This window comes from Streptomyces sp. ATCC 21386, assembly GCF_018728545.1.
Lineage (GTDB): Bacteria > Actinomycetota > Actinomycetes > Streptomycetales > Streptomycetaceae > Streptomyces.
This window is the reverse complement of the sequence record NZ_JAAVVL010000001.1, coordinates 3,150,657-3,176,598: the sequence shown is the minus strand read 5'-3', so window position 1 is coordinate 3,176,598 and position 25,942 is coordinate 3,150,657. Positions and strand designations below refer to the sequence as shown.

Below are 25,942 nucleotides of genomic sequence, written 5' to 3'. Positions count from 1 at the left end.
CGGATTCGCTCCCGAACGGACGCTAGCCTCGGGCGGCCGAATCGAATTCTCAATACCCGTTTCCGGTCGGGATCCGAGGAATTCATCCGGCCAGCGAGCAGTCTTCGCACTTCACTCCCGAAGGCACCCGGTAATACAGACAACAACTACGCCTGCGGAAGCCGAGATCGGGTCCGATGACTTTGCCGGTACCGGCCAGCCGGCCGGTGTTGAGCAGGCCGGCGACGAGATCGGCGAGGGGGTCACGCAGATCCGCTCTGGCCGCCAGGACGGCGCGGGCCGCCTCGACGAGCGCCGAGGCCGCGTTCCCGGCGAGCAGTCCGGGGGCCACCTTGACGCGCAGTCCGGCGGCCAGCGCATCCAGATGCCGGGTCATGACCATCTCGTACAGCAGGTCCGTGAGCTGCGGAATCTCGGGCGCGTACCAGCCGTCGGGGACTGCGGGCAGGCGCAGTGCGGGGCCGTCGTCCGCGCGGAACAGTCGGGTCAGGTCGGGGACGATACCGTGTACGACGGTGCAGGCCAGCACTGGTGACCACAGGCGCGCGGCGTGTCCGAGCTGCACGATGGAGGCGCCGATGCGCAGTTCACGGGTGGCGTAGCGGTCGGCGGTCGCCGTGACCAGGTCGGCGAAGCCGCGGGCGTACGCCTCCTCGACGGGGTGCCATCCGGCGTCCGGGCCGCCGAGCTCGATCGAGAAGAAGGAACCGAGGGACGCGATGTCCTTGAGGGCTTCGGCGACTGCGGGCGCGGGTGCCTGCCGCAGAGCATTCACATCGACTCCGGTATGTATGGTCATGAGCCGAATTCGGGTCGTTCCGATTCGAATTCGGGTGTGCCGAATTCAGGCTCCGAGCATGGCGAGCATGGCGAGGAAATCTCCTCGGCATTTCATGCAACACGCGGCGCATCAGGCCGTCGTCAAGGAATCATCACCTCTTTCCGCAGCGATCGGCACCGGAAAGCAGCGTGATGTGCGGTACGCCGGTGCGGGGGTGCTTGGTCACCTCGGCGTCGACGCGGTAGACGTCGGCCAGCAGTTCGGTGGTGAGGACCTCGGCGGGGGGCCCGGTGGTCACGACTCGGCCGCCGTCCATCACGCAGATCCGGTCGCAGAACGCGGCGGCCAGGTTGAGGTCGTGGAGGGCGACGAGGGCCGTCACGCCGAGCCGGCGGACGAGGCGCAGGGTGTCGAGCTGGTGGCGCAGGTCGAGGTGGTTGGTCGGCTCGTCCAGCACCATGGTGCCCGCCCGCTGGGCGAGGGCCCGGGCGATCAGCACGCGCTGTTTCTCACCGCCCGACAGCCGGGTGAAGGGGGCCTGTGCGAGGCCGGCCGCGCCGAGTTCGTCGAGCGCGGCCATGATGATGGCGCGGTCGTCGGCGTCGTCCCCGTCGAAGGGCCGCTTGTGCGGGGTGCGGCCCATGGCCACCACGTCGTGGACCGAGAGCTCGAAGTCGGCGGCCGACTCCTGCAGAACGGCGGCGAGTCGGCGCGCCAGACTCTTGCCGGACATCCGGCGGACGTCCTGGTCGTCGAGCAGCACCCGCCCCGAGGTGGGGCGCAGGGCTCGGTAGACCGTGCGCAACAGGGTGGACTTGCCCGCGCCGTTGGGGCCGACGAGCCCCACCACCTCGCCGGGAGCCACCCGCAGGGACGCCCGGTCCACCAGCGCCCGCCCCTCCACAACGACCGAGACGTCCTCCACGGCAAGGGTGCCGGGTGCGGCCGTGGCCGTCATCGCGCCGGTCGCTGTCGGTGTCTTCCTCGTCATGCTGTCCTGCGTCACGCTGTCGTGCGTCATGCTGTCCTCCGTCGCATCAGCCACAGGAAGAAGGGGCCGCCGACCAGGGCGGTGAGGATGCCCACGGGGATCTCCTCCGGGCTCATGACGGTGCGTGCGGCCAGGTCGGCGGCGATGAGGAAGGCCGCGCCGAGCAGCGCGGCGGCGGGCAGCGCGCGGCGGTGGTCGGCGCCGACGAGCAGCCGTACGACATGCGGCATGATCAGGCCGACGAAGCCGATCTGGCCGCTGACCGCGACGATCGTGCCGATCATCAACGCGACCAGCGTGAACATCGCGGCACGGAAACGGTGTACGTCCAGACCGAGCGCGACGGCGGCCTCCTCCCCCGCCAGGAGCAGGTTGAGGGACCGGCAGACACCGAGCAGGACGGCCGTGCCGAGCAGGACGGCGCCGACGGGGATCCACACCACCGTCCAGGTCGTGCCGCCCAGCCCGCCGAGCATCCAGCGCAGCGCCGACTGCGTCTTGTGCGGGTCGTCGGAGGTGACGACCAGGAAGCTGGCGAGCGCCGACAGCACCTCGGCCATCGCCACGCCCGCCAGCACCAGCCGTACGGTGGTCATCCGCCCGCCGGACCGGGCCAGGAAGTAGACGGCGACGAGCGCGGCGAGAGCGCCGAGGAACGCCGCCACCGGCAGGGAGAACACCCCGAACAGGGTGAGGCCGAAGACGACGACCAGCACCGCGCCGACCGTGGCACCCGAGGAGACCCCGAGCAGCATCGGGTCCGCGAGCGGGTTGCGCACCAGAGCCTGCAGGGCCATCCCGCACACGGCGAGGCCCGCGCCCACGACACCGGCCAGCAGCACGCGCGGCAGCCGTACGTCGATGACGATCGTCTCGCGGACAGGAGTCCAGGTCGGGTCGGCCAGCGCCGGATGCACGCGGTGCAGCAGGATGCCCCACACCTGGTCGGCCGGGACGCCGATGGATCCGACGGCGATCCCGAACGTGGCCGAGACCAGGACGAGCGCGCCGAGCAGCAGGAGCACGAGCGGGTAGGGAATCCGCTTGCGGCCCGGGACTGTGACATCACCGCCGACCGCTCTCCGGAAGCTCGCCTCCGGTCCGGCGCCCGCGTCCTTCTCCTCGGTCACGCCCGCCGCGTCGGTCGCGCCGCTCACTTGAAGCGATCCGGGTGGATCTGGCGGGCCAGGGACTCCACGGCGGCCGGCACCCGGACGCCCAGCACCGTGGACGACAGGGGCAGCACGGCGAACCGCTTGTTCCTGATGGCGGGTACGTCCTTGAGCGCCGGGTTCGACAGCAGGAACTTCTTCTTGTCCTCGACCGACTGGTCGCCGTAGTCGTAGATGACGATGACCTCGGGCGCCCGCTCGGCCACCTGCTCGAACGACACGTCGCCGAACGCCTTGTCCACGTCGGCGAAGAGGTTCACCGCGCCCGCCTGCTTGATCATCTCGTTGCCGATGCCCGCCCCGCCGGCGGTGAAGGCCGTCTTGTCTCCGCTGTCGTAGACGAAGAGCTTGACCGGCGTGACTCCGGCGAGCTTGCTCTCGACCGTGTCGAGGGTGGCGTGGAGCTTCTTCAGCTCCTTGTCGGCTCGTTCCGGCACCCCGAAGATCTTGGCCACGTTGCGGATCTCCTGGTCCATCGTGGCCATCGTCACGGGCCCGGACGGGCACTCCTCGATGTTCAGGTAGGAGTTGATCCCGGCCTTGGACAGGGCATCGCGGCTGCGGCCCTCCTTCTCGTCGAAGGTGCTGGCGAAACCGCCGTAGGCGAAGTCGGGTTCGGCGGACAACAGCGCTTCGAAGGACGGGTACTCCTTCGCGATGACCTTGATGCCGTCGTACGCGTCCTGGTACTCGGGGAGGATCTTGTCGTCGAGGTAGGCCGTGCCCACCAACGACTTCCCCAGGCCCAGCGCCAGCATGACCTCGGTCGCGTGCTGGTTCAGCGACACCGCGCGCTGCGGAGGACGCTGATAGGTCGTCTTCACACCGCAGTTGGAGAGGGTGACGGGGAAGCCGTCGACGGCGGGGCCGGCGGCCTGGGCGGCGTCGTCCCGGGTGGCGCTCCCGCCACAGCCGGATATCAGCAGGGCCGCGGCGGCGATCGCCGACAGCAGGGACATCGGGCGCTTGCCCATCATGGGGTGGGTCCTCTCACCGCGGGGTGGAACGGGAACGGTCCGGACCAGGTGGTGGTCCGGAGGGCGGCCGGGTACGACGGCCGGCCGGAGTGGCTGAGTTCGATCGCGTCGGGTCGATCGGGCAGGTCAGGTCGGGTCGGGAGTCGTCGAGTCAGTCGCGGCGCGTCAGTCGCGGCGCGTCAGTCGCGTCACGTCAGCTGTCGAGCCGCCTCGGCAGCCGATGACACGGAGTTCCCGGCCCGGGCGCGCCGGGGCGGGGTGAAGACGTAGAGGTCCAGGATGTCCGGCAGTTCCGCGATGCCCGGTCCGCCCGCCCGTACCCAGGCGGCGATGTCCTCGGTCGCGTCGGAATCGTTGACGAGGCCGAACCAGACCGGACGGCCACCGGCGGCGCGCCCCTCCGACGAGGGCTGCACGACGATCACATTCGCCTGCTCGCACACGTCGAGACACTCGGTGATCCGGACCGGGGCGTCCTCGGCCAGACGCGCGGTCTGCTCACCGTGGTCCACACCGGTCACCTTCGGACTGCCGCAGCAGCAGTCCCGGCACACCACGACCCGGCACGGCACCGAGCCGTCCCGCGATACGTCCGTGGGCATCCCGACACACCAGCCTCCCCGGGGAAATCCGCCCCAGTCACATCGAGGAGGCGACCGCGTGAGTCTCCTGGCTCTCGGGTCAGTGCTCGTCCCGGCCTTCCCACCCGCGTCCGGGCAGTGGTCTGTTCGGGATCCGCTCGCCGATCACAGTGGCGGTACCGCGCCGGATTCACACCGGCTTCCTCGTTCCGCCGTCGCCTTTGTCGCGGGCCATCATGACAGAAGGACACGTCATCTCATACGTCCGCGGCGCGATGCGCCGTGGTGAGGCGCAGCACACGACCCGCGCACGAAAGCATCGCGCGCCTCCCCCTATGTCCGGGAACCGGGACAACCCAAGGGCTCCCCGGAGTCACGTCCTCGCGGAAGCCCTTCGTCATACCGCGTGCAAGTGAAGGTCGAGAAGACGATCACGAGCAGGACAGCCGCGCCGTCGCCGCTACGGCATCACCACGCTCACGGCGCGGACAGCAGGCCCTGGTGGTCGTGGACCTGCTCGACGATCAGCCAGCTGCTCAGCGGCTCGTACGCCAGCACGCCAGCACGTCCCAGCCTGAACCCTGCGTCGTGGCCCACGCCTTGGACAGCTGCGCCTTGAAGTCGGCGAAGGACCCGAAGGACTCGGCGATGGCGTCCGCCGACTCGCCCACGCCGTCCTTCTCCAGCGGCTCGCCCCCGCCCTCACCGGTCGTGTTGTGCCAGTAGATGCTGTGCAGGATGCGGCCGGAGAGGTGGAAGGCCAGGTTCTTGCGGCTGGCTCACCAGAACACCGAAAGCGGTGTGGGAGTGCCCAGTCGTCTGCCGAAACGGTGCACTCTCCTCATCCGGCTACGACATCACCGGTCGGCAGCTGACAAGCCCTCTTGGGGATCGAGTTGCCTCACTTGTGCAGCAGTCGTTCCCGTGGCGGTGGCGGCCAGGTAGGTGATGCGGAGGGTGCCGGTGGTGTGTTCGCGGTCGACGAGGACGTCGACGCCGTAGACCGACTGGATCAGGTCCCGGGTCAGCACGGCCTCCGGAGCGCCCGCCGCGGCGACCTCACCGTGGTCGAGGACGACGATGTGGTCGCAGTAACGGGCGGCGAGGTTGAGGTCGTGCAGGGCCACGACGCAGGTGACCTCCAGTGAGGTCAGCAGGTCGAGGAGCTCGAGCTGGTGGCGTATGTCGAGGTGGTTGGTGGGTTCGTCGAGCAGGATCTCCTGCGGTTCCTGGGCGAGAGCGCGGGCGAGTTGGGCGCGCTGCTTCTCCCCTCCGGAGAGGGTGTGCCAGCTCTGGTACTGCTTGCCGGTGATGTCGGTCCGTTCCAGCGCCGCGTCGACGATCCGCCGGTCTTGCTCGGTCAGTGCGTCGAAGCGGCCGCGGAACGGTGTGCGGCCGAGTTCCACGACCTGGCGGACGTTGACGTGGTTGTGGGCGGACACGTCCTGTTCGACGACGGCGAGCCGGCGGGCCCGCACCCGGCGGCTGAGGTCGTGCAGGCTGGTGTCGTCGAAGTGGATGGTTCCGGTGTCGGGGCGGCGCAGTCCGGCGAGCAGGCGCAGCAGTGTCGACTTGCCCGAGCCGTTGGGGCCGAGAAGGCCGACGATCTTCCCGTCGTGGGCCGCCATCTCGATGTTGTCCAGCAGCCGGTGGCCCTTGACCGACCAGGAGAGTTGGGTGGTGGTGATGCGGCCCATCAGGACTCCAGACGCTTCAGGACCAGCGCGAAGGCAGGCGCGCCGAGAAGCGCGGTGATGACGCCGGCGGGCAGTTCGTGCGGCGAGAACGCCGTCCGCGCGAACACGTCCACCCAGATGAGGAAGATGGCGCCGACGAGTGCGGACAGGGGGAGCAGGGAGCGGTGCGTCGGGCCCGCGAGAATACGGACTGCGTGCGGGACGAGCAGCGCGATGAAGCCGATCGCGCCGGAGGCCGCCACGGCGGCCGCCGTCATGACCGAGGTCAGCACCATCAGCCAGACGCGGGCAGCGGTGACGTTGATCCCCAGGGCTTCGGCGGAGTCCCACCCGAACGTGAAGGCGTCGAGGGCGGGCGCGAAGAACTGGACGGCGATCACCCCGATCAGGATGATCACGACGGTGACGGTCACGCCGTCCCATCGGGCGCCGCCGAGGGTGCCGAGCAGCCAGTAGGTGAAGCCGCGGGTGGAGTTCGCGTCGCCGCTGACCATGAGGATGACCGAGGTGAGCGCCGCGAAGAACTGGGACACGAGCACGCCGGTGAGCACCACTCGGGAAGGGCTGGCGACGCGCCCCCCGCCGAGGAGGACCAGCAGCAGGGCGAAGGAAACCAGGCCGCCGACGAACGCTCCGGTCGACAGGGAGATGCTTCCGCCGATGCCCAGCAGGAGCACGGCGACCGCGCCGGTGGAGGCGCCGGAGGAGACTCCCAGCAGGTAGGGGTCGGCCAGGGGATTCCTGGTGACCGCCTGCAGGACCGCGCCCGATACCGCCAGGGCCATGCCGACCACGCAGGCCAGCAGCACCCGCGGGAAACGTGACTCCCAGATCAACGCGTCCAGCAGCCCCGGCAGTGGCGGGGTGGGGGCGATATCGCCCAGGCCGATGTGCCTGAGGATCGTGGAGACGACATCCAGGGGCTGGATGTTCGCGCTTCCGAACAGCGAGGCGGCGACGATCGACATCAGCAGCCCGGCCACGGCCAGGATGAAGAGTGCCGCCGTCGAGGCGCGCCGCGCGCCAACCGGAACCTTCTCAGGGCTGGTGACCGGAGTCCCGGTGGGCGCGGCAGTCGTCTGTGAGCTCGTGGTCATGGTGGTTGACGGCTCAGCCAAGCTTGTTCAGGCCGTCGACCAGCGCGGGTACCGCGGACGCGCTGCCGTAGCTGGGGTCCATGTGGGTGCCGGGGATGGTGACGAACCGGTCGCCCTGCACGGCGGCGAGCTTGCGGGTGAGGGGGTCCTTCTTGAGCAGCTCGATCTTCTCCTTGGCGGTGTCGTTGGGTTCGCCTCGGCTCAGGTCGGCCAGGATGATGACGTCGGGATTCCGGGCGGCGACCTCGTCCCAGCTCACCTCCGCCCACTTGGTCTTCGCGTCCTTGAAGATGTTCTCGACCCCGACGCTCTCGGAGATGTGCTGCGGCAGACCGCCGGGGCCCGCGGCCCACGGGGTGCCCTCGTAGGTGGAGTAGAACCACATCACCTTCAGCGGCTTGTCCGGCTTCTTGTAGCCCTTCAGCGCCTTGTCCACCACGGCCTTCTGCTCGGTCGCCAGCTTCTCGCCGGCGTCGGGCACGCCCATGATCTTGCCCAGGCGGCGGTACTCCTCGTACAGCATCTCGAAGTCCGCGTCGGCCACGCTCTCGTGGTACGAGCAGTCGAACTCGGTCAGGTAGGTCGGCACGCCCAGGTCGTGCAGGTCCTTGCGGTCACCGGCCTCCTCCTTGGTGAGGAAGCTCGCGAAAGAGCTGTAGACGAAGTCCGGCTGCGCTTCCAGCAGCTTCTCGTGCTTGATCGTCTCGCCGTCCCCGGACAGGATCGGAATCTTCTCGTACTGCGCGGCGATCGCGTCCGGCGCCTTCTCGATCTCATAGCCCGATCCGACGATCCGGTCCCCCACTCCCAGGCGGATGAGGATCTCGGCGGCGGTCTGGTTCAGCGTGACGACCTTCTTCGGCGCGGCCTTGTAGGTCACGTCGGTGCCGCAGTTCTTGATGGTGAACGGGTAGGTCGTCGCGCCCTTCGCAGCCGTCGTCGCCTTCCCGGCCGCATCGGAGGCGGAGTCGTTGCCGCACCCGGCGACCGCGAGCACCGCCGCGGCCGTCAACATTGTGGAAATCATTTTCATTTTCATCGGCTGCAGAGTACCAGTCTGTTGGTGATGGAATAAGGGCGTCGTGTCGCAGTGATCGGCCCGTCGGCCGTTGTTACCGCAGCATCGCGGCCAGCCGGTGGACGACCTGCTCGTCGAACAGGCCGTTGGCGGCCATCCAGTCGTCGTTGAAGACGGTGTCCAGGTACTTGTCGCCGCCGTCGCAGACCAGCACGACGATGGTGGTCCCGGCCCCCGCGTTCTGCGCCCGCTCCAGGGCCTTGTAGACCACGCCGCCGGCTGAACCGCCCATCAGGATGCCGAAGTTCCTCGCCAGGTAACGGCAGGTCTCGAAGGCTTCCGAGTCGCTGGCCTTGACCCCCTCGTCGATCACTTCGTAGTCGACGACGCCGCCGATCTCCGAGCCTTCGGGCGTACCGGTGCCGGACTGGTGGTACGGCGCGCCCGGCCCGCCGAAGACGACGGACCCGACCGGCTCGACGCCGATGATCTTCAGGTCCGGGATGCGTTCGCGCAGGACGCGACCGGTGCCGCAGAGCGAGCCGCCGGTGCCCACCGCCCCGTACAGGTAGTCGATGTCGTCGCCGAGGTCGTCGTGCAGTTCGTGGGCGAGCGGCCGGTAGCCGTTGGGGTTCCCCTGATTGCGGTGCTGCGCGGTCCAGTACGCGCCTTGCTCGGCCGCCAGTTTCTCGGCCACGGTGTCGCGTTCGGCGGTGGCGAGGCCCTCCTCGTCCCCGGCGACGTTGAGTATGTCGGCGCCGTAGGCGAGCATGCCGCGCAGCTTGTCGATGCTGGAGTGGTTGTCGACCACGGCGGTGAACTTGTAGCCGCGTTCGGCTGCGATGAGTGCCAGCCCGAGCCCGGTGTTGCCGGAGGTGGACTCGACCAGCCACCCACCAGGCGCGAGCAGCCCCGCCGCCTCCGCCTCGTCCACCATGTTCCGGGCCATCCGGATCTTGGCGGTGCCGGTGGGGTTGAACTGCTCCAGCTTCAGCAGGACGGTCGCCGAACCCTCCGCGACTGACAGTTTGAGCAGGGGTGTTCGGCCTATCAGGTCGGATACCTTGCTCTTGATCACAGCTTTCCCTTCGCGCAGATCTCCGTCAGACACCGCACGAACACGTCGTTCTCCTCGGGCGTCGACAGGGAGGCTCGGATGTAGGTCTCGTATCCCGGCTCGCGCCACGCCTTGACGATGATTCCGGCGCGGTGCAGCTCCTGGGCGACTCGGTCGGAGCGGTGACCGGTGTCGATGAAAAGGAAGTTGGTCGAGGACGGGACGACACGCAGTCCCGCGCCGCGCAGCCGGTCCGTGACCCTGGCGATCTCCAGACCGGTCCGGCGCACCGTTTCCGCCAGGTGCTCGTGGTCGCCCAGCGCGGCGATGGCGGCGGCCTGGGCGAGTTGGTTGACGTTGTACGGAGTACGGACCCGGTCCAGTGCCTGGATCAGGGCGGCGTCGGAGGCGATGCCGTACCCCACCCGGAAGCCCGCCAGGCCGTAGGCCTTGGAGAAGGTGCGCAGGACGATCCACGGCCGGTCCTGGCCGCGCAGGGCCTCCAGCCCGTCCGGGTACTCGGGGTCGGTCCGGGCGAACTCTCCGTACGCCTCGTCGAGCACGAGCAGGGCCGACTCCGGCATGGCGGCAACGACCTGCTCCAGTTCGCCGGCGCCGAGCATCGCGCCGGTGGGGTTGCAGGGGTTGGCGAGGAAGACGAGCTTCGGTCCCGCGGACAGCGCGTCACGCCAGGCGGCCGCGTCGAATCCGAACTCGGCAGTCACAGGGACCTTGACGACCCGGGCGCCCATGACGCGGGGGAAGATTTCATGCAGGGCGAATCCGGGCGCCTGGGTGACCACCAGGTCACCGGGATCGAGTACGGCCTGGCACAGCAACTCCAGAATGTTCTCCGAACCGTTGCCGAGCACGACGTGCTCGGCGGGCACGTCCAGGCTTGTCCCGATGGCCTCGGCCAGCCGCTTGCCGGTGGGGTCGGGGTAGCGGGAGACGCCGCCGGCCAGAGTGCGGCGTACGGCTTCGGCGACCGCGGGAGAGACGCCGTACGGGTTCTCGTTGTTGGAGAGTTTGATCACGCGGCCGCCGCTGAGGGCGGCCACCTCGTCCGGGTCGGCGCCGGGATCGTAGAGCGGCAGGTCAGCCACTTCGCCGCGTATCAACGACGCCGAAGTGGCTGGTGCGAGGACGGGGTTCATGACGGCTCCGGTTGCGGGACGGGTGCGCCTGACGTCTCGCGGTGGAGCCGGTCGACGCGGCGCAGGAACGCGACCAGCAGGATGGCGGCGGTGGCCGCGAGGCCGATGGTCTGGCCGATCCAGACGCCCTCGACGCCCCAGTCGGCGGTCACTCCGAGCAGGTAGCCGGCGGGCAGCCCGATCAGCCAGTAGCCGACCAGGGAGATCCGGAAGGGCCCGGCGGTGTCGCCGATGCCGCGCAGGATGCCGTTGCCGATGTTCTGCGTGGCGTCGAACACCTGCATGAGGGCGGCGATGAGGAGTCCGGTCACGGTGAGAGCGACGATGTCCGAGTTGTCGGCGTGCTCGGCCGAGATGAACAGGGACACGATCGGGTTCGGGATCGCCAGGTACAGGACGGCGATCACCAGCGTCGCGATCACGCCCCAGGCCGCGCCGAGAAGCCCCACTCGGCGTGCCGTCGCGTAGTCGTTCACGCCGTCGGCCTCGCTGATGTGGATCGACGCCGCGTGGGACAGGCCGGCGGAGATCATGAAGACGATGTAGACGATCTGGTTCAGGACCGTCTGCGCGGCGAGGGCGTTGACGCCCAGGGAGCCGATGATCAGGGTGAGCACGCTGAAGAACCCGGCCTCCGAGGCATAGGTGCCCGAGATCGGCAGGCCGAGGCGCCAGACGGACCGGACCGCGTCCCCGTTCCAGCGCCGCGCGTCGGGCGAGGTGAGGTACGGGCGCAGGACGCTGTCACGCAGGATCACCGCGATGAACGCCAGGAAGGACAGCAGGAACACCGTGACGGTGGCGATCGCGACGCCGACGAATCCGAACTCCGGCAGGCCGAACTTGCCGTAGATCAGTGCGTAGTTCAGGCCGATGGTCACGCCGACCGAGGCCAGTGTGATCGCCAGCAGTGGGCCGGGGCGCTTGAGGCCGGTGGTGAAGTGCCGCAGGTTCTGGAACCACAGGCAGGGCAGCATGCCCGGCGCCAGGACCACCAGGAAGTCACCCGCCTTGTCGACCACCTTCGGGTCCTGACCCAGCAGGATGAGCAGCGGGCCGATCAGCAGCAGCACCGCGCAGAACGCCACACCGCAGACGGTCGCCCAGAAGAAGCCCGCGAACAGCAGTGCGCCGATCCGTTCCCGGTCGCCTCGCACCCGCGCCTCGGCCACCAGGTTGCTGACCCCGGTGACCAGGCCGGTCCCGGTGGTACGCAACTGGTTGAACAGCGCGATGGCCAGACCGGCGGCGGCGATCTCGACCGCCCCGAGCCTGCCCAGCATCACGATGTCCACGGTGGTCAGCGCGACATAGGCGAAGTTGGTCAGGATCAGCGGAAACGCGAGCTTCAGCAGCGCCCGCGAGTTCTTGACCCACCAGCCGACGCCGGCCTCTGTCATGTCGGTCGTGTCGGTTGTCCGGGTACTGCTCACCAGAAGTTGACCTTTTCCCCGCGTCCGCTCGACTGCGCGAGATCGGCTATGTACCGGCCCAGTGCGGCGTCCGTGACCGCCATGCCGCTGTTGTAGGCGAAGACCACGTCGTCCGGAGTGCGCCGGGCGGGTGCCCGGCCGAGCAGGACGTCCGGCAACTGGGCGTCGACCGACGGCAGGCTGCCGTCCTCGCCCCGCAGGTCGTCGCAGGTGGCGTGCATCTGGGCGGTGTCAGTGGCGATCCGGTAGTCCGCGCCGTGGCACACGTCGGCGTGCACGCCGTACCCGAGGAGTACGGCGACCGAGCCCGGCTTCATCCAGTCGCGCCGGACCTCCTCCGTGGCCGACAGGCCGGCGGCGCCGATCACGATGTCCGCCTCGCCGGCGGCCTCGCGGAGATCCTTGACGATCTCGACCTCGCGTCCGTCGACGCTGTCCTGGACCGCGCGCAGACCCTCGGGGTAGGTACCGAACACCTGCAGGCGCTCCAGCTTCGGCAGGGCCGCGACCAGCATCGGCAGGGCCGCCTGCCCCTGGACGCCGGTGCCGACGACCAGGGCGGTTCTGGCGTCGGGGCAGGCCGCGCGGGCGAACAGCGCGGTCGTGGCCGAGGACCGCAGGGGGCCGAGCTTCACCACGTCCATCAGCGCTATGGGCGCCCCGGTGGTGTCGTCGACGAGGAAGACGAACGAGTGGAACCGGTAACTGTCCCGGGTGCGGCGCGGGTCGAACTCGTAGACGGCCTTGAAGCAGACGGTGCCGCTGCCCCCGTCCCTGGCCACCATCGAATAGCTCAGCGAGCGGTGGTCGGGATCGTCGATGATCGTCTTGACCGGGTTGTTCGAGCCGCCTTCGCGCAGTGCGCGGTACGCCTGCTCGACGACCTCGATCACCTGGCGGTGGTCAAGGTCGAGACCTTCTTGCTGGGACTGCGGCAAGAGCCACAACTGCCCGGGCGGGGCGTAGCTCTGTGACATGCGGGGTTTCTCCTTCGTTCGAGGTCGTGCCGGACTGGTTCGAGGTCGCGCCGGATCGGTTCGAGGTCGCGCCGGATCGGTTCGAGGTGGCGTCAGATCCCGTCCAGGTGCCAGCGCGGCCGGGCCCCGCCGTCACCGAGGCGGAGAACGGCTTTCAGGGGTAGCGCGGCGTCATGGAACGGTGATTCGTTGGAGTCCATCTGGTAGCCCGCGGTGTTGAGGTAGACCAGGTGGTCACCGCGCCGGACGGGGCGCGGGAAGCCGATCTTCCGCCAGGTCACCAGGTCGCTCTCCAGGCAGGTCGAGCCCGCGACGCAGGCCGGGAACATCTCGTCGGCGGTGGACCGGGCGGACATCAGCAGCGGGTCGGGGAGGTAGTCACTGTTGAACCACTGCTCGGAGAGGCTGAAACTGCTGCCGGCGACCGTGACGATGGCGTAGCCGTCGGTGTCCCGCCGGTCGTCCACCTGCTGTACGCGGTACATCGTGAATCCGGCCTGGTCGAGCAGGGCACGGCCGGGCTCTACGACGAACCGGATGCCGATGCGTCGTGCCTTCGCCGACAGCGTCTCGTCCCCGTCGACCGGGTGCGCCATGATCGCGCGCACTGCCTCGGCGGCGGTCTGCCCGCCGTACGGATAGAAGTCCTTGAAGTCCTTGGCCGCGTGGTAGTGGGCCGGGCGGTTCTGCTCGATGAACTCGTCCCAGAGTCGCGGCTCGACATAGCGGACCGGCAACCCGCCGCCGATGTCCACCAGTTCGGCGCGGAGCGAGCCGCGCCGCCTGGCGTCGAGGCAGTGCTCGATCATCTCGTTCGCCGCCGTCGCGCGTTCCGCGGTGGAGTAGCCGTTCAGATGGAAGGAGAAGCCGCGGAGGCTGATGTGGTCGGCGAGTTCCGCGCACAGACCGACGGCGGCGTCACGCTCGGAGGCGGACAGCCCGAAGCGGCTTCCCGGTTGACCGGCCGTCCGGCACCTCAGCAGGACACTGGCCTGCCGTCGCGCGAGCCGTGCGGTCGCGGCGAGCCGACGTAGTTCGCTGATCGAGTCGACGGCGACCAGGCAGCCGTGCTGAACCGCGAGAGAGTGCAGCGTGTCGTCCTTCTCCGGGCCGGAGACGCCGATCCGGTGTCCGGGCACCCCACCGGCCAGGGCCTTGACCAGTTCGGGGGTGCTGGCGGCGTCGATCCCGACGCCGAGGGCAGCGGCCGACGTGACGTAGCAGGCGGCCTTGTTCGCCTTCTTGGCGAACAGGATGTCGGCGGTGGCGCCCGCCTCGGCGAACGCCCGCCGGAGTTCGGTGACGTTCTCCTCGAAGATCTCGGGCAGCACGACGTGCAGCGGTGATCCCAGTCCCTCCAGAAGGTCGGCCAGCAGCGCGCGGTGATCCGCGAGAAGCGTGGCGACCGTGGGATGCCGAAGTGCGGTGAGCGCGAAGGGCCGCACTCCGGCCATCGGAGGCGCCGACGCCTGCGGTGATATAAGCACACCAGATTCTTACACGATGATGACACTCATTTTCAATAAGCAGGTAAGGGTCCCCTGCCCACCCGGTGCGCAGGGGAAGAAGTCAGGCGTCCGGCCCGGCGAAACCGTCGAGTTGCCAGGACAGCAGCTCGACGTAGGCGCCGTCGAGGGCGAGAAGCTCCTCGTCGTCCATGACGAGGATCGGAGCGTCCTTCAGCAGGGCCCGTGCGATCGCGATGCGTTGCCGTTGGCCGCCGGACATGAGCGCGCCGCGTTCACCGGCGACTGTGTCGTAGCCGTCCGCAGCGTCGTGATGCACTGGCGTGCCTGGCCGGCGCGCGCGACGGCCTCGGCCTCGTGTCCGGCCGGGCGCAGCCGCCGGCGCATCGGGCGGGAGGAGCTGCGCGAGTTCGGCCGGCGCCGATGGGCGACGCGACGCGAGACGAAGAGTTCTTCGACCGGCCTGCCGCCGCCTGCTGAGCCGTGAGAGCGTGGCGCCATCCGGCGTCCTGCTCGGCCACAACTCTCCGCCACAGCAGGGGTGAACAGCCCGGCCGTCACGGCATCAGCGCGATCAGCACCCGCTCCTCGAGGTCCTGCCACACGACGTCGACCTCGGCGAAGCCCGCCTCGCGGAGCGCGGCCTCGTGGTAGTCGATGCCTGCGGTGGCCCACTTGCCCTTTCTGCCCTGCGGCCAGATCTGGCGTCGGATGTCGACGGCCTCACCCAAGGCGGGCACGGATTCCGCGCTCTTCCACCAGGTCTCCCAGTCCTCGGCGCCACGGGCGATCGCGGCGGACTGCCGACGGGCGTTGACGGCCGCGCTGGCCCCCCTGATCCGCTTGTTGCGCGGGCCGGCCGGAAGGTAGTCGGCGTTGATCAGCACGCCACCGGGCTTGAGCAGCGTCGCGGCGGCGCGGTACACCGCGACCAGCTCCGGCGGGCTCAGCCAGTGCAGGGCGGTGCTGGACAGGACCGCGTCGAAGGTGCCTGGCCTGCCGTCCTCGTCGAGGGCGGTGACCCAGTCGGGGGTGCGCAGGTCGGTCCGGACCCAGCGCAGCCGACCGCCGTGGTCCCCGCACGCGCCCTGCCCGATCGTCAGGAGCACCGGGTCGACATCGACGGCGACGGCACGCGCCTCGGGATAACGGCGCAGCAGCCGGTCGCTGATCGAGCCGGGGCCGCAGGCGAGGTCGAGCACGGTGGGGGCGGGTCCTGGGGCGAGTTCGCCGAGGAAGTCGAACATGACGTCGAAGCGGCGCTCGCGTTGTTCGATGTAGAGGTCCTGCTGCCGGTCCCAGCGGGTGAGCAGATCGGTCCAGGTGTCGGTGTGTTCGGCGGTGTCGGTCATGGATTGCTCCGGGTTTCCGTGGTGATCGGACGATGCGCCGGCCGGGGCAGGAAGATGACAGGCCACGTAGTGGCCGTCCTGGGTGGCCGGTCGGGGCTGCGGGGCGGCCAGCGGGATCAGGGGCGGTCGGCTCTCGCAGGCCGCGACACGGTCCGGGCACCGGGCGCGGAAGCCGCACCCGTCCTGGGCGGCCGGCGAGGGCAGCGGTCGGATCCCCGGCTCCTCGACCGCTCGCCGACGATGGTGGGAGTTCAGCGCCGGTGCCGCGGCTAGCAGTTTTCTGGTGTACGGGTGCAGCGGTGCCACGGCGAACGTCGCGCTGGTGGCCTCTTCCACGACCCGCCCGCCGTACATGACCGCTATGCGGTCGGCCAGCCGTTGCACGACGGCCAGGTCGTGGGCGATGAACAGGCACGCCAGGCCGAGCCGGTCCCGTAGTTCGGACAGCAGGTTGAGCACCCCGGCCTGGATGGAGACGTCGAGCGCCGTGACCGGCTCGTCGCAGATCAGCACGTCCGGTTCCAGAGCGAGGGCGCGCGCGATGGCGACGCGCTGACGTTGTCCACCCGACAGTTCCCCCGGGCGTCGGTCAGCGAGTTCCGGCCCCAGCCCGACGGTGTGCAGGAGGTACTCGACACGGGCCTTCTGCTCGGCGCGGCTGCCGACCCTGTGGATCCGCAGCGGTTCGCGGATCGCCTCGTGGACGCTCAGACGTGGGCTCAGCGAGAGCCCGGCGTCCTGGAAGACCATCTGACAACGGCGCCGCACGTCGCGCGCCGCCCGACCCCGCGCCCGGTGCACGTCCGCCCCGCCGACCCGCACCGCGCCGCGATCCGGTTCGAGCAGGCCGACCGCGGCCCGCGCCAGCGTCGACTTGCCGCAGCCGGACTCCCCCACCAGGGCGAGGATCTCGCCCCGATCGACCCGCAACGACACGTCCGTCAGCACCGGCCCGCCCGGTCCGCCCCGGCCGGGGTAGCCGACCGTCAATGCGTCGATCTCAAGCACGGGCGCCTCCGCGGGGCCGGAGTTGGACGGCCACCTCGGCCGAAGGGTGGCGCACACAGCGAGACCAGTGGGTCTCACCCACCGGGTCCAGTTCGGGCACCTCGGCGGCGCAGCGGGGTTGGACGAGACGGCAACGCGGCCCGAAGGAGCACCCCGCGACGTCGTCCGGTCCGGCGCCGGGCGCGCCGGGCAAGGTCACGAAGGGAGTTCCGGGCGCGACGGCGAGGTCGGGCACGGCGGCGAGCAGGCCCTGGGTGTAGGGGTGGTCCGGCCGGGTGAGCACCCGGTGGGCCGGCCCGTGCTCGATGATCCGGCCGGCGTAGGCGACGGCGACGGTGTCGGCGATCTCGGCGACGACCCCGAGGTCGTGCGTCACCAGCAGGACGGCGGCTCCGGTCCGGTCGCGGTAGCGCCGCAGCAGGTCGAGGATGTCCGCCTGCACCGTGACGTCCAGGGCGGAGGTGGGTTCGTCGGCGATGAGCAGCCGCGGCTCGCCGGCCACCGCGATGGCGAGTTGGACCCGCTGGCGCATCCCTCCGGAGAGTTCGTGCGGATAGCGCGGCGCGGCGTCGGGCAGCCCGACGGCGTCCAACAGAGAGGCGCGCCGGAGCAGGACCGCGGCCCGGTCCGTCGCGAAGCCGGACAACCGGATGGCCTGATCGAGCGATGCGCCGACGGTACGCAGCGGGTTCAGGGCGGCCAGGCTGTCCTGGAAGACGACGCCGACCTCCCGCCCGTAGATCTGCCGCAGGGCCGGCTCAGGCGCCTCGATCAGGTCGAGGGTGCCGGCTGGGGTGCGCAGCAGAGCCGAGCCGCTCACCTGCGCCGATGGACCGAGCAGGCCCAGCGGCCCCAGCGCCGAGCTCGACTTGCCGCTCCCGCTCTCCCCCACCAGCGCCAGGATCTCCCCGGCCGCCAGACGAAGGCTCACGTCGGCCACGACCCGCCGATCGCCGTAGGAGACGTTCAGTGCCCGGACTTCGAAGACCGCGCTGTCCTGGGCGGACTCCGCACTCTCCTGGGCGGACTCCGCGCGGTCCGCGGCGGGCCCGACCGGGACAGGGGCTTTCACGGACGGGCCGGCCGGAACAGGAGCGTTCGCGGATGAGCCGGCCGGCTTCGGCCGCCGTCGCGGAACCCGCCGCCCGACGAAGAACGCCGACGGCCGTGCCCGGTCGCCGGTCGTGAGGTTCTCACCCAGCAGGTTCGCCGCCAGCACGACCGCGGTGATGGCGATCCCTGGTGGATAGGCCAGCCACCACGCGGAGTCCAGGAAAGGCCGTGCCTCGACGAGCATCGCCCCCCATTCCGCGTCGGGTGGTGGGACGCCCAGCCCGAGGAAGCTCAACGACGCCACGGCCAGCACGATGATCCCGATGTCGGTGCTGGCGTAGACGAGGCAGGGGCCGATCGTGGCCGGGAGCAGGTGCCGCCCGACGATCCGGCGGCGGGGCGCACCGAGCACGCGCAGCGCGTCCAGGTGCACCCCGCTGCGAGCGCCGCGGACCTGGGCGCGAGCGATCCGCGCGTAGGGTGCCCACCCGGTGAGGGCGAGGGCCAGCACGATGTTCTCCGTGCCCGGCCCTCGGACACCGATGACGGCCAATGCGACCAGCAGGCCGGGGGCGGCCATCGCGACGTCGGCCAGCCCGACCAGCAGCCGGTCGAAGGCGCGGCCCACGTAGCCGGCGGTGACACCGAGGACCACGCCGAGGGCGATCGAGAGCAGCAGCACGGCAGCCGTGACCGTCAGGGAGATCCGGGCCGCCTGGAGAAGCCGCGACAGCTGGTCGCGACCGAGCTGGTCGGTGCCGAGCAGGTGTTCTCCCCCGGGCGCCTGCAACGTGGCGGCCAGGTCGTTGGCGGTGGGGTCGTACGGCATCAACCAGGGCGCGCTCAGGCCGAGCAGGACGAAGCCGACCAGGGGTACGGCCGCGACCGTCGTGCGCCGGCGGCGACGGGACCGGGCCGTGCCGGCCCCACTCTGACGTCTGATCACCGCACGCTCCGGACTCGCGGATCGATGAGGCCGTGCAGCGCGTCGGCGGCCGCGTTGGCGGCCACGATGGCGAACCCGAAGTAGGCGACGCCGCCTTGCAGGGCAGGCAGGTCCCGCGCGGCGACGGCCTGGGCGAAGTAGTCTCCGACCCCCGGCCAGCCGAAGATCTGCTCGACGATGACGGTGCCGGTGAGCAGCCCGGCGACGGTGAACCCGGCCACGGTCAGGACCGGTCCGGCCGCGTTCGGCAGCGCCTCACGCAGCAGGATCCGGCGCGGCGAGGCACCCCGCGCCACGGCGGCCTGGATGTGGGGTGCGGCCAGCGCGTCGGCCACGGTGACCGCGACTATCCGGCTGAGCACCCCTGCCAGCGGTAGGGCGAGGACGACCATGGGCAGGAGCCACGTGCTCGGTCCGGCCATGCCGCCGGTGGGTACCAGGCCGAGCGTCAACGCGAGGTAGAGCACGAGCAGGTAGCCGAGCCAGAAGGGTGGCACCGCGGAGGCGGTGAGACCGACCGTACGCAGCACCCCCCGTACGAACCGCCCGCGGGCGCGCGCCGATGCGAGGCCGAGGGCCAGCCCGAGGGCCACACCGAGTCCACCGCCGAGCGCGGCCAGCCCGAGGGTGACCGGCACCCGGGCGGCCAGCTCGGCAGTCACCGGCTGCCCGGTCCGGTACGACTTGCCGAGATCTCCGGTGAGCGCGTTGCCGAGGAACCGGAGGTACTGCTCGGCCACCGGGCCGTCCAGGCCGAGCTCGGCGCGTACCGCCTCGATGTCCGCGGCGGTGGCGGCAGGCCCGATCCGGTCCACGGCCCGGGCCCGGGCCGGGTCGCCGGGGGCGAGCTGGGCCAGGGCGAACGTCACCACCGACAAGGCGAGAAGGACCACCACGAGACCTGCCGTGCGGCGCAGCAGGAACCCCGCCACGGTGGCGCCGGTCCGGGGCGCGCGTACCGCACGCCCCGGACCGGTCGATGCGGACACACTCACCTCAGGCCGACTCCGTTGAGCTCGAGGTCGTACTCGGTGGTCGGGATGGCGAACCCGGTCACGGTGTCACGCACGGCCCACAATCGCGTGCGGTAGGCGATCGGCACATAGCCGGCGTCGGCGTACAGCGCGTCGTAGAGGGCCTGGTACTTGGCCTTGCGGTCCTTCGGGTCGCGGGCGAACAGCGCGGCGTCGACCAGCCGGTCGTAGGCGCCGGTCGCGAACACCGGTGACTCGGCGCCCTCGGCGAGGAAGGCGACCGCCGTGCTCGACGGGTCGTAGGGGGCGCCGTAGGTCTCGAAGAACGCGATGTCCCACTTTCCGGCCGCTTTGTCCTCGTAGTAGGCCGTGTCGTCGACGAAGACGATGTCGGTGCCGATCCCGACCTCCTTCAGTGCCCCGGCCACCGCTTCGGCGCTGCCGCGGGCGTCCTGCATGCCGTTGGCGTTGGCGGACACCAGGAACCGCAGGCGCAGCGGCTTGCCGTCCTTGCTGCGGGTGTCGCCGGAGCGCTTGTAGCCGGCGGCGTCGAGCGCCTTCTCGGCGGCGGCCTTGTCGAAGGTGAAGGTCTGGTCGGTGCCGGAGTCGGGGACGGCGGGCGGGAAGAAGCGCGACGCCGGCTCGCCGTAGCCGAGGTAGAGCGCCTCGATGAGGGCCTTGCGGTCGAGCGCCTTGCCCACCGCCTCACGGACGGCCTTGTCCCCGGCAGGGCCCTTCGGGTTGAAGCCGAGCATGACCGTGACGTCGGGCTCGCCCGTGAGAAGCCGCGCTCCGCCGCCGCCCTTGCTGAGCGACTTCGCTTCGACCGGGGTGATCGGAGCCAGATAGGCGCCGCCGATGACATCCAGCTCACCGTTGCGCAACGCGGCCAGGCGCGACTGGGAGTCCGGTATGACCTTGAACTCCAGGCGGTCCAGCAGCGGTTTCTTCCCCCAGTACGCGTCGTTTCGTTGCAGGACCGCACCGGTCGCCGAGTTGGAGACGAACTTCCACGGCCCGGTGCCCACTGGTGCGGAGAACTTCCCGTCGGCGCCGACCGAGGCAGGGCTGAGGAAGCGCACCGGCCGGGCGATCGACAGTTCCTGCAACAGGGGGTCGTACGGCTCGGAGAGCTTCAGCTTGACGGTGTCCGGGTCGATCACCTCGACACCGTTGATCACCTTGGAGGCGCGGAAGAAGGCGAAGTCCTTCTGGCCGACCCAGCGGTCGAAGTTCCACTTGACGGCCTTGGCGTCGAACGCGGTCCCGTCGTGGAAGGTCACGCCGTCGCGCAGGTCGAACTCGACCGACTTGCCGTCCGGAGCCACGGTCCAGGACTCGGCCAGCTCCGGTCGCAGCTTCCCGTTGGGGCCATAGCCGACGAGCGCGTCGAAAACGCCGTCGAGGACGAGGAAGTTGGCGCTGAACGTGTGCGGGTCCAGTGCCCCGGACTCCGAAGCCAAGCCGATGCGCAGGGTCCCGCCCGCCTTCGGCGCGCCCGCCTGCGGATCGCCGGACTGACAGGCGGTGAGGGTGAACACGGCGGCGGTCGCGGTGAGAGCGGCCGTCAGCGACCGGAACCGACCGGCCCGCGGGCGGCGGAGTGAAGGGCTCAAGTGGGTTCTCCAGTGGTGCGGGCGTCGGCGGGCGTACTTACGACAAGGCGCCGTGGATTCCTCACGGCGCCCGCCGCGCGGTGATGAGGAACTGCATCCGGGGGTCGACCCGGTGGCCGACCGCGGGATCGCGGGACAGCTCCAGTTCCGCGGCCTGGATCTCCGGCAGGTCACGGACCCGCACGTCGACGAAGCCCGCGTCGCGGACCGCAGCGGCGAAGTCCTGCGGATCCGCGGACTCCGCGAGCGTCAGCGCCCGCACCACGTGGGGCTGGTAGGCGGAGCGGAACACGGCCCTGTCCGGCGTGTCCCGGGAGGTGTCGATCCCGTTGGCGAACCACAGCCCGTCGACGACGGCGAGACGCCCGCCGGGCCGCAACAGCTCGCGCCAGTTCCGCAGCGCCCGCACCGGTTCGCGCAGCGTCCACAGCAGGTACCGCGCGGTGACGGCGTCGAACGAGGCGGCGGGCAACGGCGGGCGCACGGCGTCCCCGGCGCGGAAGAGCGGCGGGTCGTCCAACTCCGCGGCCTTGGCGCGGGCGAGGTCCAGCATCCCCTCGGCGAGATCCACTCCGGTGACCCGGTGCCCCAGCTGCCACAGGTGCACCGCGACCTGGCCGGTGCCGGTGCCGACGTCGAGCACGTCGGCCGGTGCCTGGGGCAGCGCCGAGGCCCATACCTGCTGCCAGCGCTGTGCGGCCTCGCCCATGTGCAGCCGGCTCGTCGGGTGCGCGTCGTAGTCGGGGCCGTGGCCGCTCCAGTACGACGTGATGGGTTCCTGCACGTCGGAATCGGTCATTGCGGCTGCTCCAGTTCCTCTTCCTCGGCGAGCTGCTCCAGGCCACCGACGGCCGGCATCTCGTGCCTGATGCGGGCGACGTCCAGCGGGCGGGTCCGGTCCCGCAGGACGGGCCGGTATGCCGGCGACGTCCCGCCCGACGGAGGTCGCGCGGGACGGCTGGTGCCGGCGGTCACGCTGACTCCTCGTCGAGCTGAGAGGCGAGCAGGTTGACGTAACGACCGCCGGCGGCGACCAGTTCGGCGTGGGTACCGGTTTCGGCGACCCGGCCCCGGTCCAGGACGACGATCCGGTCAGCGGTGCGGATGGTGGACAGCCGGTGCGCGATGACCAGTGTGGTGCGTCCCTGTCTGGCGCTGTTCATCGCCTCGGTGACGGCTTGTTCGCTGGCGGCGTCGAGGTTGGACACCGCCTCGTCCATGACGAGGATCGGCGCGTCCTTGAGCAGCGCGCGAGCGATCGCGATGCGCTGGCGCTGCCCGCCGGACATCATGGCGCCGAGCTCCCCGGCCACCGTGTCGTAACCGTGGGGCAGCTCGGCGATGAACTGGTGCGCCTGGGCCGCCCGTGCGGCCGCCTCGACCTCCGCGTCGGTGGCGTCCGCGCGGCCGAGCCGGATGTTCTCCCGCAGGGAGGTGTTGAACAGGAACGTGTCCTGCGGCACCAGGGTCATCAGTCGGCGCAGGTCCTCGGCCGGGAAGTCGCGCACGTCGTGCCCGCCGATCGTGACGGAGCCGGCGGCCGCGTCCCAGAACCGCAGCAGCAGGTTGGCGCAGGTGGACTTGCCGGCCCCGGAGTGCCCGACCAGCGCCACGGTCTCCCCGGGGCGGATCTCGAAGGAGACGTCTTCGACGGCGGGCCGCAGGTCGTCGCGGTAGGAGAAGCCGACCCCGTCGAAGCGCACCACCGGGGAGACCGGGCCGGCGGGCGGGGCGTCGACCAGATCGGTCACCGGGGGTGGCTCCTCGATCAACGTGACGATGCGTTCCGCGGCGGCGGCCACCACCGACAGCTCCCGGGCGACCTCGGTCACCTTGAGCACGGGCATCATCGACATCGCGGCCAGTACGACGGCGACGGGGAAGGCGGTGGCGGCCAGTTCGCCTTCGGCCACCAGGCGGGCGCCGAGCACCAGCACCACGAGGATGCCGACGAGGGCGATGGTGTCTGTCGCGGAGTACTCGATTCCGGACCGCCGTCCGTGCCGCGCCTTCGCCGCCGCGAGCCGCGCGCCCTCCCGGCGCAGCAGCCCCAGCCGCTGCTCCCGGCCACCGAAGTTCACCAGCTCGCGCAGGCCCTGGAAGGTGTCGGCGCTGTCGGCGCCGATCCGGCCGAGTGACGCACGCAGGTCCCGTCCGTGCACCTCGGCCCGGCGGCGCAACCAGGCCGGCACCGACGCGAGCACCAGCAGCACCGGCAGCAACGCCACCGCCAGTGACCAGTGGAAGCTGCCCAGCGCCACCGTCGTCGCCACCGGGACCGTGGTGGCCACCGCGAGCGGGCTCAGCGTGTGCGCGAAGAACAGCTCGATCTGCTCGACGTCGGCGATCGCCGCCGATCCCAGGTCGCCTGACCGGCGTTCGAGCATGTACCCGGGGGAGAGCCGCTCGAAGGCCGCGTACACCTTGCCGCGAGTGTCGGCCAGGGCGCGGAAGGCGGCGACGTGGGCGGACACGCTGTCGGTCACGTTGAAGAAGGCGAGCGGCACGATGAGCGCCGCCAACAGCACGATCCACCCGGTGAGTTCCCCGGCCGGGGTACCGGTCGCGGCGAGCGCGACCACGTAGGCGCCGATCCCGGCCGAGGCGAGCGCGAGCAACTGGTGCACCGCGCCCGCGAGATAGGCGACGGCGATCAGCCTCCGGTGCTCCCCGAGGAGCGGCATGAGCACCCGCAGCCGGGCACTCAACGACCGCGGCCGCGCGTGATCCTCATCGCCGGTGTCGTGCACGTGGTCGTGGTCGTGGGTGACAGCGGTCATCGCGTCGCTCCCGTCTGAGTGGCGACGAGCTCGGCGTACGCACCGGCCGAGCCGAGCAGGTCGGCGTGGCTGCCCGCCTCGACCACGAGGCCGCCGTCCATCACGACGATGCGGTCGGCGTCGCGGACCGTGGACAGCCGGTGCGCGATGACGACGCTCGTCCGGCCACGCATCAGCTCGGTCAGTGCCTGGGTTATCTCCGCCTCGTTCGCGGCGTCCACACTGGACGTCGGCTCGTCGAGAACCAGGACCGGCGCGTCCTTGAGCAACGCCCGTGCGATCGCCAGCCGTTGCCGTTCACCGCCGGACAGCTTCAGCCCGCGTTCACCGATCACGGTGTCGTAGCCCTGCGGCAGCGCGCGGATGAACCTGTCGGCACGGGCCGCCGCCGTCACCCGGTCCAGGTCGTCCGGTCGCGCGTCCGGCTTGGCCAGCAGCAGGTTGTCCCGGACGGTGCCGTGGAAGAGGTACGTGTCCTGGGACACGACGCCGACGAGCGCGCGCAGTTGTTCCAGCGGCAGTTCGCGGATGTCCCGCCCGCCGAGCCGGATCAGACCGTCGTCGGGGTCGAAGTAGCGCATCAGCAGCGCGATCAGCGTGCTCTTGCCCGCGCCGGAACGGCCGACGACCGCCAGTCGCTCACCCGGCGCCACCGTCAGGCTCAACTTCCGCAGGGCCGGGGCGCTTCGCGTCGGGTAGGTGAAGGAGACGTCCGAGAACGTCAGCCCCGGCGGGTCCTCGGTGAGCGCGGGGGCCGCCGTGGCCGGCTCGGTCACGTCCGGCTCGAGCCGCAGCAGCTCGGCGACGCCGACGCTGGCCGGGATCGCGGAGTACGCGGCGTGGTAGGCGGCCTCCAGGTCGTGCATCGGCCGGAACGTCTCCCGGGTGAGCATGAGGATGACGAAGAGCCCGGCCACGCTGATCGAACCACTGGCCGCGTGCCAGGCGCCGAGCGCGACCGCCGCGGTGGTCCCGATCGGCACCAGCAGCTGCGCGACGCTGGAGGAGGCGGCCCAGGACCACATGAGCCGGATCGAGTCCACGCAGAACGCCTCGGCCCGTTCGGCCAGTTCGCGTCCGCGGCGCCCACTGGCGTTGAACGCCTTGAGCGTCGCCATGCCCTGCACGGCGTCGAGGTTCTCGGCGTACAAGCCGCGGTAGGACCGCATCCAGCGGTCACCGCGATCCTTGATCCACCGCGCGCCGAGCAGCTGGGACAGCGGCGCCAGCAGGGCGCACACCAGCACGATGACACCGACCAGCGGATCGATCACCATGATGCATGCCGATGCCGCGCCGGCTCCGAGCATGGACGCGTACACCGACGGCACGAAGCGGCCGATCAGGGGATCGAGCAGCTCCACCGAGTCGACGACGGTGGACTGCAGGTCCCCGGTGCGCAGTTGCTGAGCCTGCCCCGGCCCGATCTCGATCAGTTTCTCCGTGAGCCGCTGCCGCACCGTCTCCTTCACCCGGCCGGAGACGCGGGGCGCCCAGCTGTCGCGGACCACGATCACGGCGATCCGGGCGAGCTGCAGCGCCACGATCCCGACCACCGGACCCGCCAGCTCGCCCACGGAGGCGCCGCCGAGCACGTTCGCCAACAGCCTCGCGATCAGCAGCCCTTGACCGATGTAGGTGGCGGTGACGAGCAGGATCAGGACGACCAGCCCGGCGACCTCGATCCGGGCGCGTCGCGAGAAGGACAGGAAGAGGCCGACAGCCGATCGCAAGGAGGATCCTCTCCGCCCGGGCGGGCTGGCATCGTGGGACGCTCTGCCCCGGACGGAGGCTTATTGCAACCTCTTG

At 70.6% G+C, this 25,942-nt stretch carries 22 protein-coding genes, 1 pseudogene and 1 riboswitch; all 23 genes and pseudogenes read right to left on the bottom strand.

Features of this window, described 5'->3' with window-relative positions:
- Positions 1-82: 82 nt before the first annotated feature.
- Complete coding sequence (locus tag GWK25_RS13870; protein WP_215450403.1) at positions 83-799, bottom strand: (2Fe-2S)-binding protein; 717 nt, start codon at positions 797-799, stop codon at positions 83-85.
- Between the two features lie 133 nt (positions 800-932).
- Complete coding sequence (locus tag GWK25_RS13865; protein WP_215457364.1) at positions 933-1,739, bottom strand: ABC transporter ATP-binding protein; 807 nt, start codon at positions 1,737-1,739, stop codon at positions 933-935.
- A 59-nt stretch (positions 1,740-1,798) separates the two neighbouring features.
- Entirely contained in the window at positions 1,799-2,929 is a 1,131-nt protein-coding gene (locus GWK25_RS13860; protein ID WP_374200611.1) for a FecCD family ABC transporter permease, read from the bottom strand.
- Positions 2,926-3,921: an ABC transporter substrate-binding protein gene (locus tag GWK25_RS13855; RefSeq protein WP_215450401.1), complete on the bottom strand. Its 996-nt coding sequence runs from the start codon at positions 3,919-3,921 to the stop codon at positions 2,926-2,928. Before GWK25_RS13855 ends, GWK25_RS13860 begins: the two co-directional genes overlap by 4 nt.
- A 188-nt stretch (positions 3,922-4,109) precedes the next feature.
- Entirely contained in the window at positions 4,110-4,523 is a 414-nt protein-coding gene (locus GWK25_RS13850) for a (2Fe-2S) ferredoxin domain-containing protein (protein ID WP_215450399.1), read from the bottom strand.
- A 40-nt stretch (positions 4,524-4,563) separates the two neighbouring features.
- A riboswitch (cobalamin riboswitch) is annotated at positions 4,564-4,756 on the bottom strand.
- A 241-nt stretch (positions 4,757-4,997) separates the two neighbouring features.
- A pseudogene (locus GWK25_RS13845) lies at positions 4,998-5,272 on the bottom strand (Fe-Mn family superoxide dismutase); the annotation flags it as partial.
- 87 nt (positions 5,273-5,359) lie between these two features.
- Positions 5,360-6,199 carry an ABC transporter ATP-binding protein gene (locus GWK25_RS13840; RefSeq protein ID WP_215450397.1) on the bottom strand — a complete coding sequence of 280 codons (840 nt, stop codon included), beginning with the start codon at positions 6,197-6,199 and terminating at the stop codon, positions 5,360-5,362.
- Positions 6,199-7,167 (bottom strand): iron chelate uptake ABC transporter family permease subunit, encoded by a 969-nt coding sequence (locus GWK25_RS13835; RefSeq protein ID WP_215457363.1) that lies wholly within the window; start codon positions 7,165-7,167, stop codon positions 6,199-6,201. The genes GWK25_RS13840 and GWK25_RS13835 overlap by 1 nt, the downstream gene beginning before the upstream one ends.
- Before the next feature lie 142 nt (positions 7,168-7,309).
- Positions 7,310-8,323 carry an ABC transporter substrate-binding protein gene (locus GWK25_RS13830; RefSeq protein WP_251828856.1) on the bottom strand — a complete coding sequence of 338 codons (1,014 nt, stop codon included), beginning with the start codon at positions 8,321-8,323 and terminating at the stop codon, positions 7,310-7,312.
- A gap of 85 nt (positions 8,324-8,408) precedes the next feature.
- Entirely contained in the window at positions 8,409-9,392 is a 984-nt protein-coding gene (locus GWK25_RS13825; protein WP_215450395.1) for a PLP-dependent cysteine synthase family protein, read from the bottom strand.
- Positions 9,389-10,477, bottom strand: coding sequence for a histidinol-phosphate transaminase (gene hisC, locus GWK25_RS13820; protein ID WP_308404234.1), 1,089 nt, complete (start codon positions 10,475-10,477; stop codon positions 9,389-9,391). The genes GWK25_RS13825 and hisC overlap by 4 nt, the downstream gene beginning before the upstream one ends.
- A gap of 47 nt (positions 10,478-10,524) precedes the next feature.
- On the bottom strand, positions 10,525-11,928 hold the full coding sequence (locus GWK25_RS13815) for an MATE family efflux transporter (RefSeq protein WP_251828855.1): 1,404 nt from the start codon (positions 11,926-11,928) through the stop codon (positions 10,525-10,527).
- A gap of 29 nt (positions 11,929-11,957) precedes the next feature.
- Positions 11,958-12,938 carry an ornithine cyclodeaminase gene (locus tag GWK25_RS13810; protein WP_215450389.1) on the bottom strand — a complete coding sequence of 327 codons (981 nt, stop codon included), beginning with the start codon at positions 12,936-12,938 and terminating at the stop codon, positions 11,958-11,960.
- Between the two features lie 92 nt (positions 12,939-13,030).
- On the bottom strand, positions 13,031-14,425 hold the full coding sequence (locus tag GWK25_RS13805) for an alanine racemase (RefSeq protein WP_308404233.1): 1,395 nt from the start codon (positions 14,423-14,425) through the stop codon (positions 13,031-13,033).
- Between the two features lie 82 nt (positions 14,426-14,507).
- On the bottom strand, positions 14,508-14,723 hold the full coding sequence (locus GWK25_RS44535) for an ATP-binding cassette domain-containing protein (RefSeq protein WP_308404232.1): 216 nt from the start codon (positions 14,721-14,723) through the stop codon (positions 14,508-14,510).
- Positions 14,724-14,961: 238 nt separating this feature from the next.
- Positions 14,962-16,764: an oligopeptide/dipeptide ABC transporter ATP-binding protein gene (locus GWK25_RS13795; protein ID WP_215450387.1), complete on the bottom strand. Its 1,803-nt coding sequence runs from the start codon at positions 16,762-16,764 to the stop codon at positions 14,962-14,964.
- Complete coding sequence (locus tag GWK25_RS13790; RefSeq protein ID WP_215450385.1) at positions 16,757-18,763, bottom strand: dipeptide/oligopeptide/nickel ABC transporter permease/ATP-binding protein; 2,007 nt, start codon at positions 18,761-18,763, stop codon at positions 16,757-16,759. Before GWK25_RS13790 ends, GWK25_RS13795 begins: the two co-directional genes overlap by 8 nt.
- Entirely contained in the window at positions 18,760-19,758 is a 999-nt protein-coding gene (locus GWK25_RS13785) for an ABC transporter permease (RefSeq protein ID WP_215450383.1), read from the bottom strand. Before GWK25_RS13785 ends, GWK25_RS13790 begins: the two co-directional genes overlap by 4 nt.
- Entirely contained in the window at positions 19,755-21,353 is a 1,599-nt protein-coding gene (locus GWK25_RS13780) for an ABC transporter substrate-binding protein (protein WP_215450381.1), read from the bottom strand. The genes GWK25_RS13785 and GWK25_RS13780 overlap by 4 nt, the downstream gene beginning before the upstream one ends.
- 61 nt (positions 21,354-21,414) lie before the next feature.
- Complete coding sequence (locus tag GWK25_RS13775) at positions 21,415-22,152, bottom strand: class I SAM-dependent methyltransferase (RefSeq protein WP_215450375.1); 738 nt, start codon at positions 22,150-22,152, stop codon at positions 21,415-21,417.
- Positions 22,149-22,328, bottom strand: a complete 180-nt coding sequence (locus tag GWK25_RS13770) for a hypothetical protein (protein ID WP_215450374.1) — start codon at positions 22,326-22,328, stop codon at positions 22,149-22,151. The genes GWK25_RS13775 and GWK25_RS13770 overlap by 4 nt, the downstream gene beginning before the upstream one ends.
- Complete coding sequence (locus tag GWK25_RS13765) at positions 22,325-24,133, bottom strand: ABC transporter ATP-binding protein (RefSeq protein WP_215450373.1); 1,809 nt, start codon at positions 24,131-24,133, stop codon at positions 22,325-22,327. The genes GWK25_RS13770 and GWK25_RS13765 overlap by 4 nt, the downstream gene beginning before the upstream one ends.
- A complete protein-coding gene (locus tag GWK25_RS13760; protein WP_215450372.1) occupies positions 24,130-25,866 on the bottom strand; it encodes an ABC transporter ATP-binding protein in 1,737 nt (578 codons plus the stop codon). The genes GWK25_RS13765 and GWK25_RS13760 overlap by 4 nt, the downstream gene beginning before the upstream one ends.
- Positions 25,867-25,942 lie beyond the last annotated feature (76 nt).

Coding starts and splice junctions, on each gene's coding strand:
- GWK25_RS13870 (WP_215450403.1), bottom strand. CDS start 799: ATGACCATACATACCGGAGTCGATGTGAATGCTCTGCGGCAGGCACCC.
- GWK25_RS13865 (WP_215457364.1), bottom strand. CDS start 1,739: ATGACGGCCACGGCCGCACCCGGCACCCTTGCCGTGGAGGACGTCTCG.
- GWK25_RS13855 (WP_215450401.1), bottom strand. CDS start 3,921: ATGATGGGCAAGCGCCCGATGTCCCTGCTGTCGGCGATCGCCGCCGCG.
- GWK25_RS13850 (WP_215450399.1), bottom strand. CDS start 4,523: ATGCCCACGGACGTATCGCGGGACGGCTCGGTGCCGTGCCGGGTCGTG.
- GWK25_RS13840 (WP_215450397.1), bottom strand. CDS start 6,199: ATGGGCCGCATCACCACCACCCAACTCTCCTGGTCGGTCAAGGGCCAC.
- GWK25_RS13835 (WP_215457363.1), bottom strand. CDS start 7,167: ATGTCGATCGTCGCCGCCTCGCTGTTCGGAAGCGCGAACATCCAGCCC.
- GWK25_RS13830 (WP_251828856.1), bottom strand. CDS start 8,323: ATGATTTCCACAATGTTGACGGCCGCGGCGGTGCTCGCGGTCGCCGGG.
- GWK25_RS13815 (WP_251828855.1), bottom strand. CDS start 11,928: ATGACAGAGGCCGGCGTCGGCTGGTGGGTCAAGAACTCGCGGGCGCTG.
- GWK25_RS13810 (WP_215450389.1), bottom strand. CDS start 12,938: ATGTCACAGAGCTACGCCCCGCCCGGGCAGTTGTGGCTCTTGCCGCAG.
- GWK25_RS13775 (WP_215450375.1), bottom strand. CDS start 22,152: ATGACCGATTCCGACGTGCAGGAACCCATCACGTCGTACTGGAGCGGC.
- GWK25_RS13765 (WP_215450373.1), bottom strand. CDS start 24,133: ATGACCGCTGTCACCCACGACCACGACCACGTGCACGACACCGGCGAT.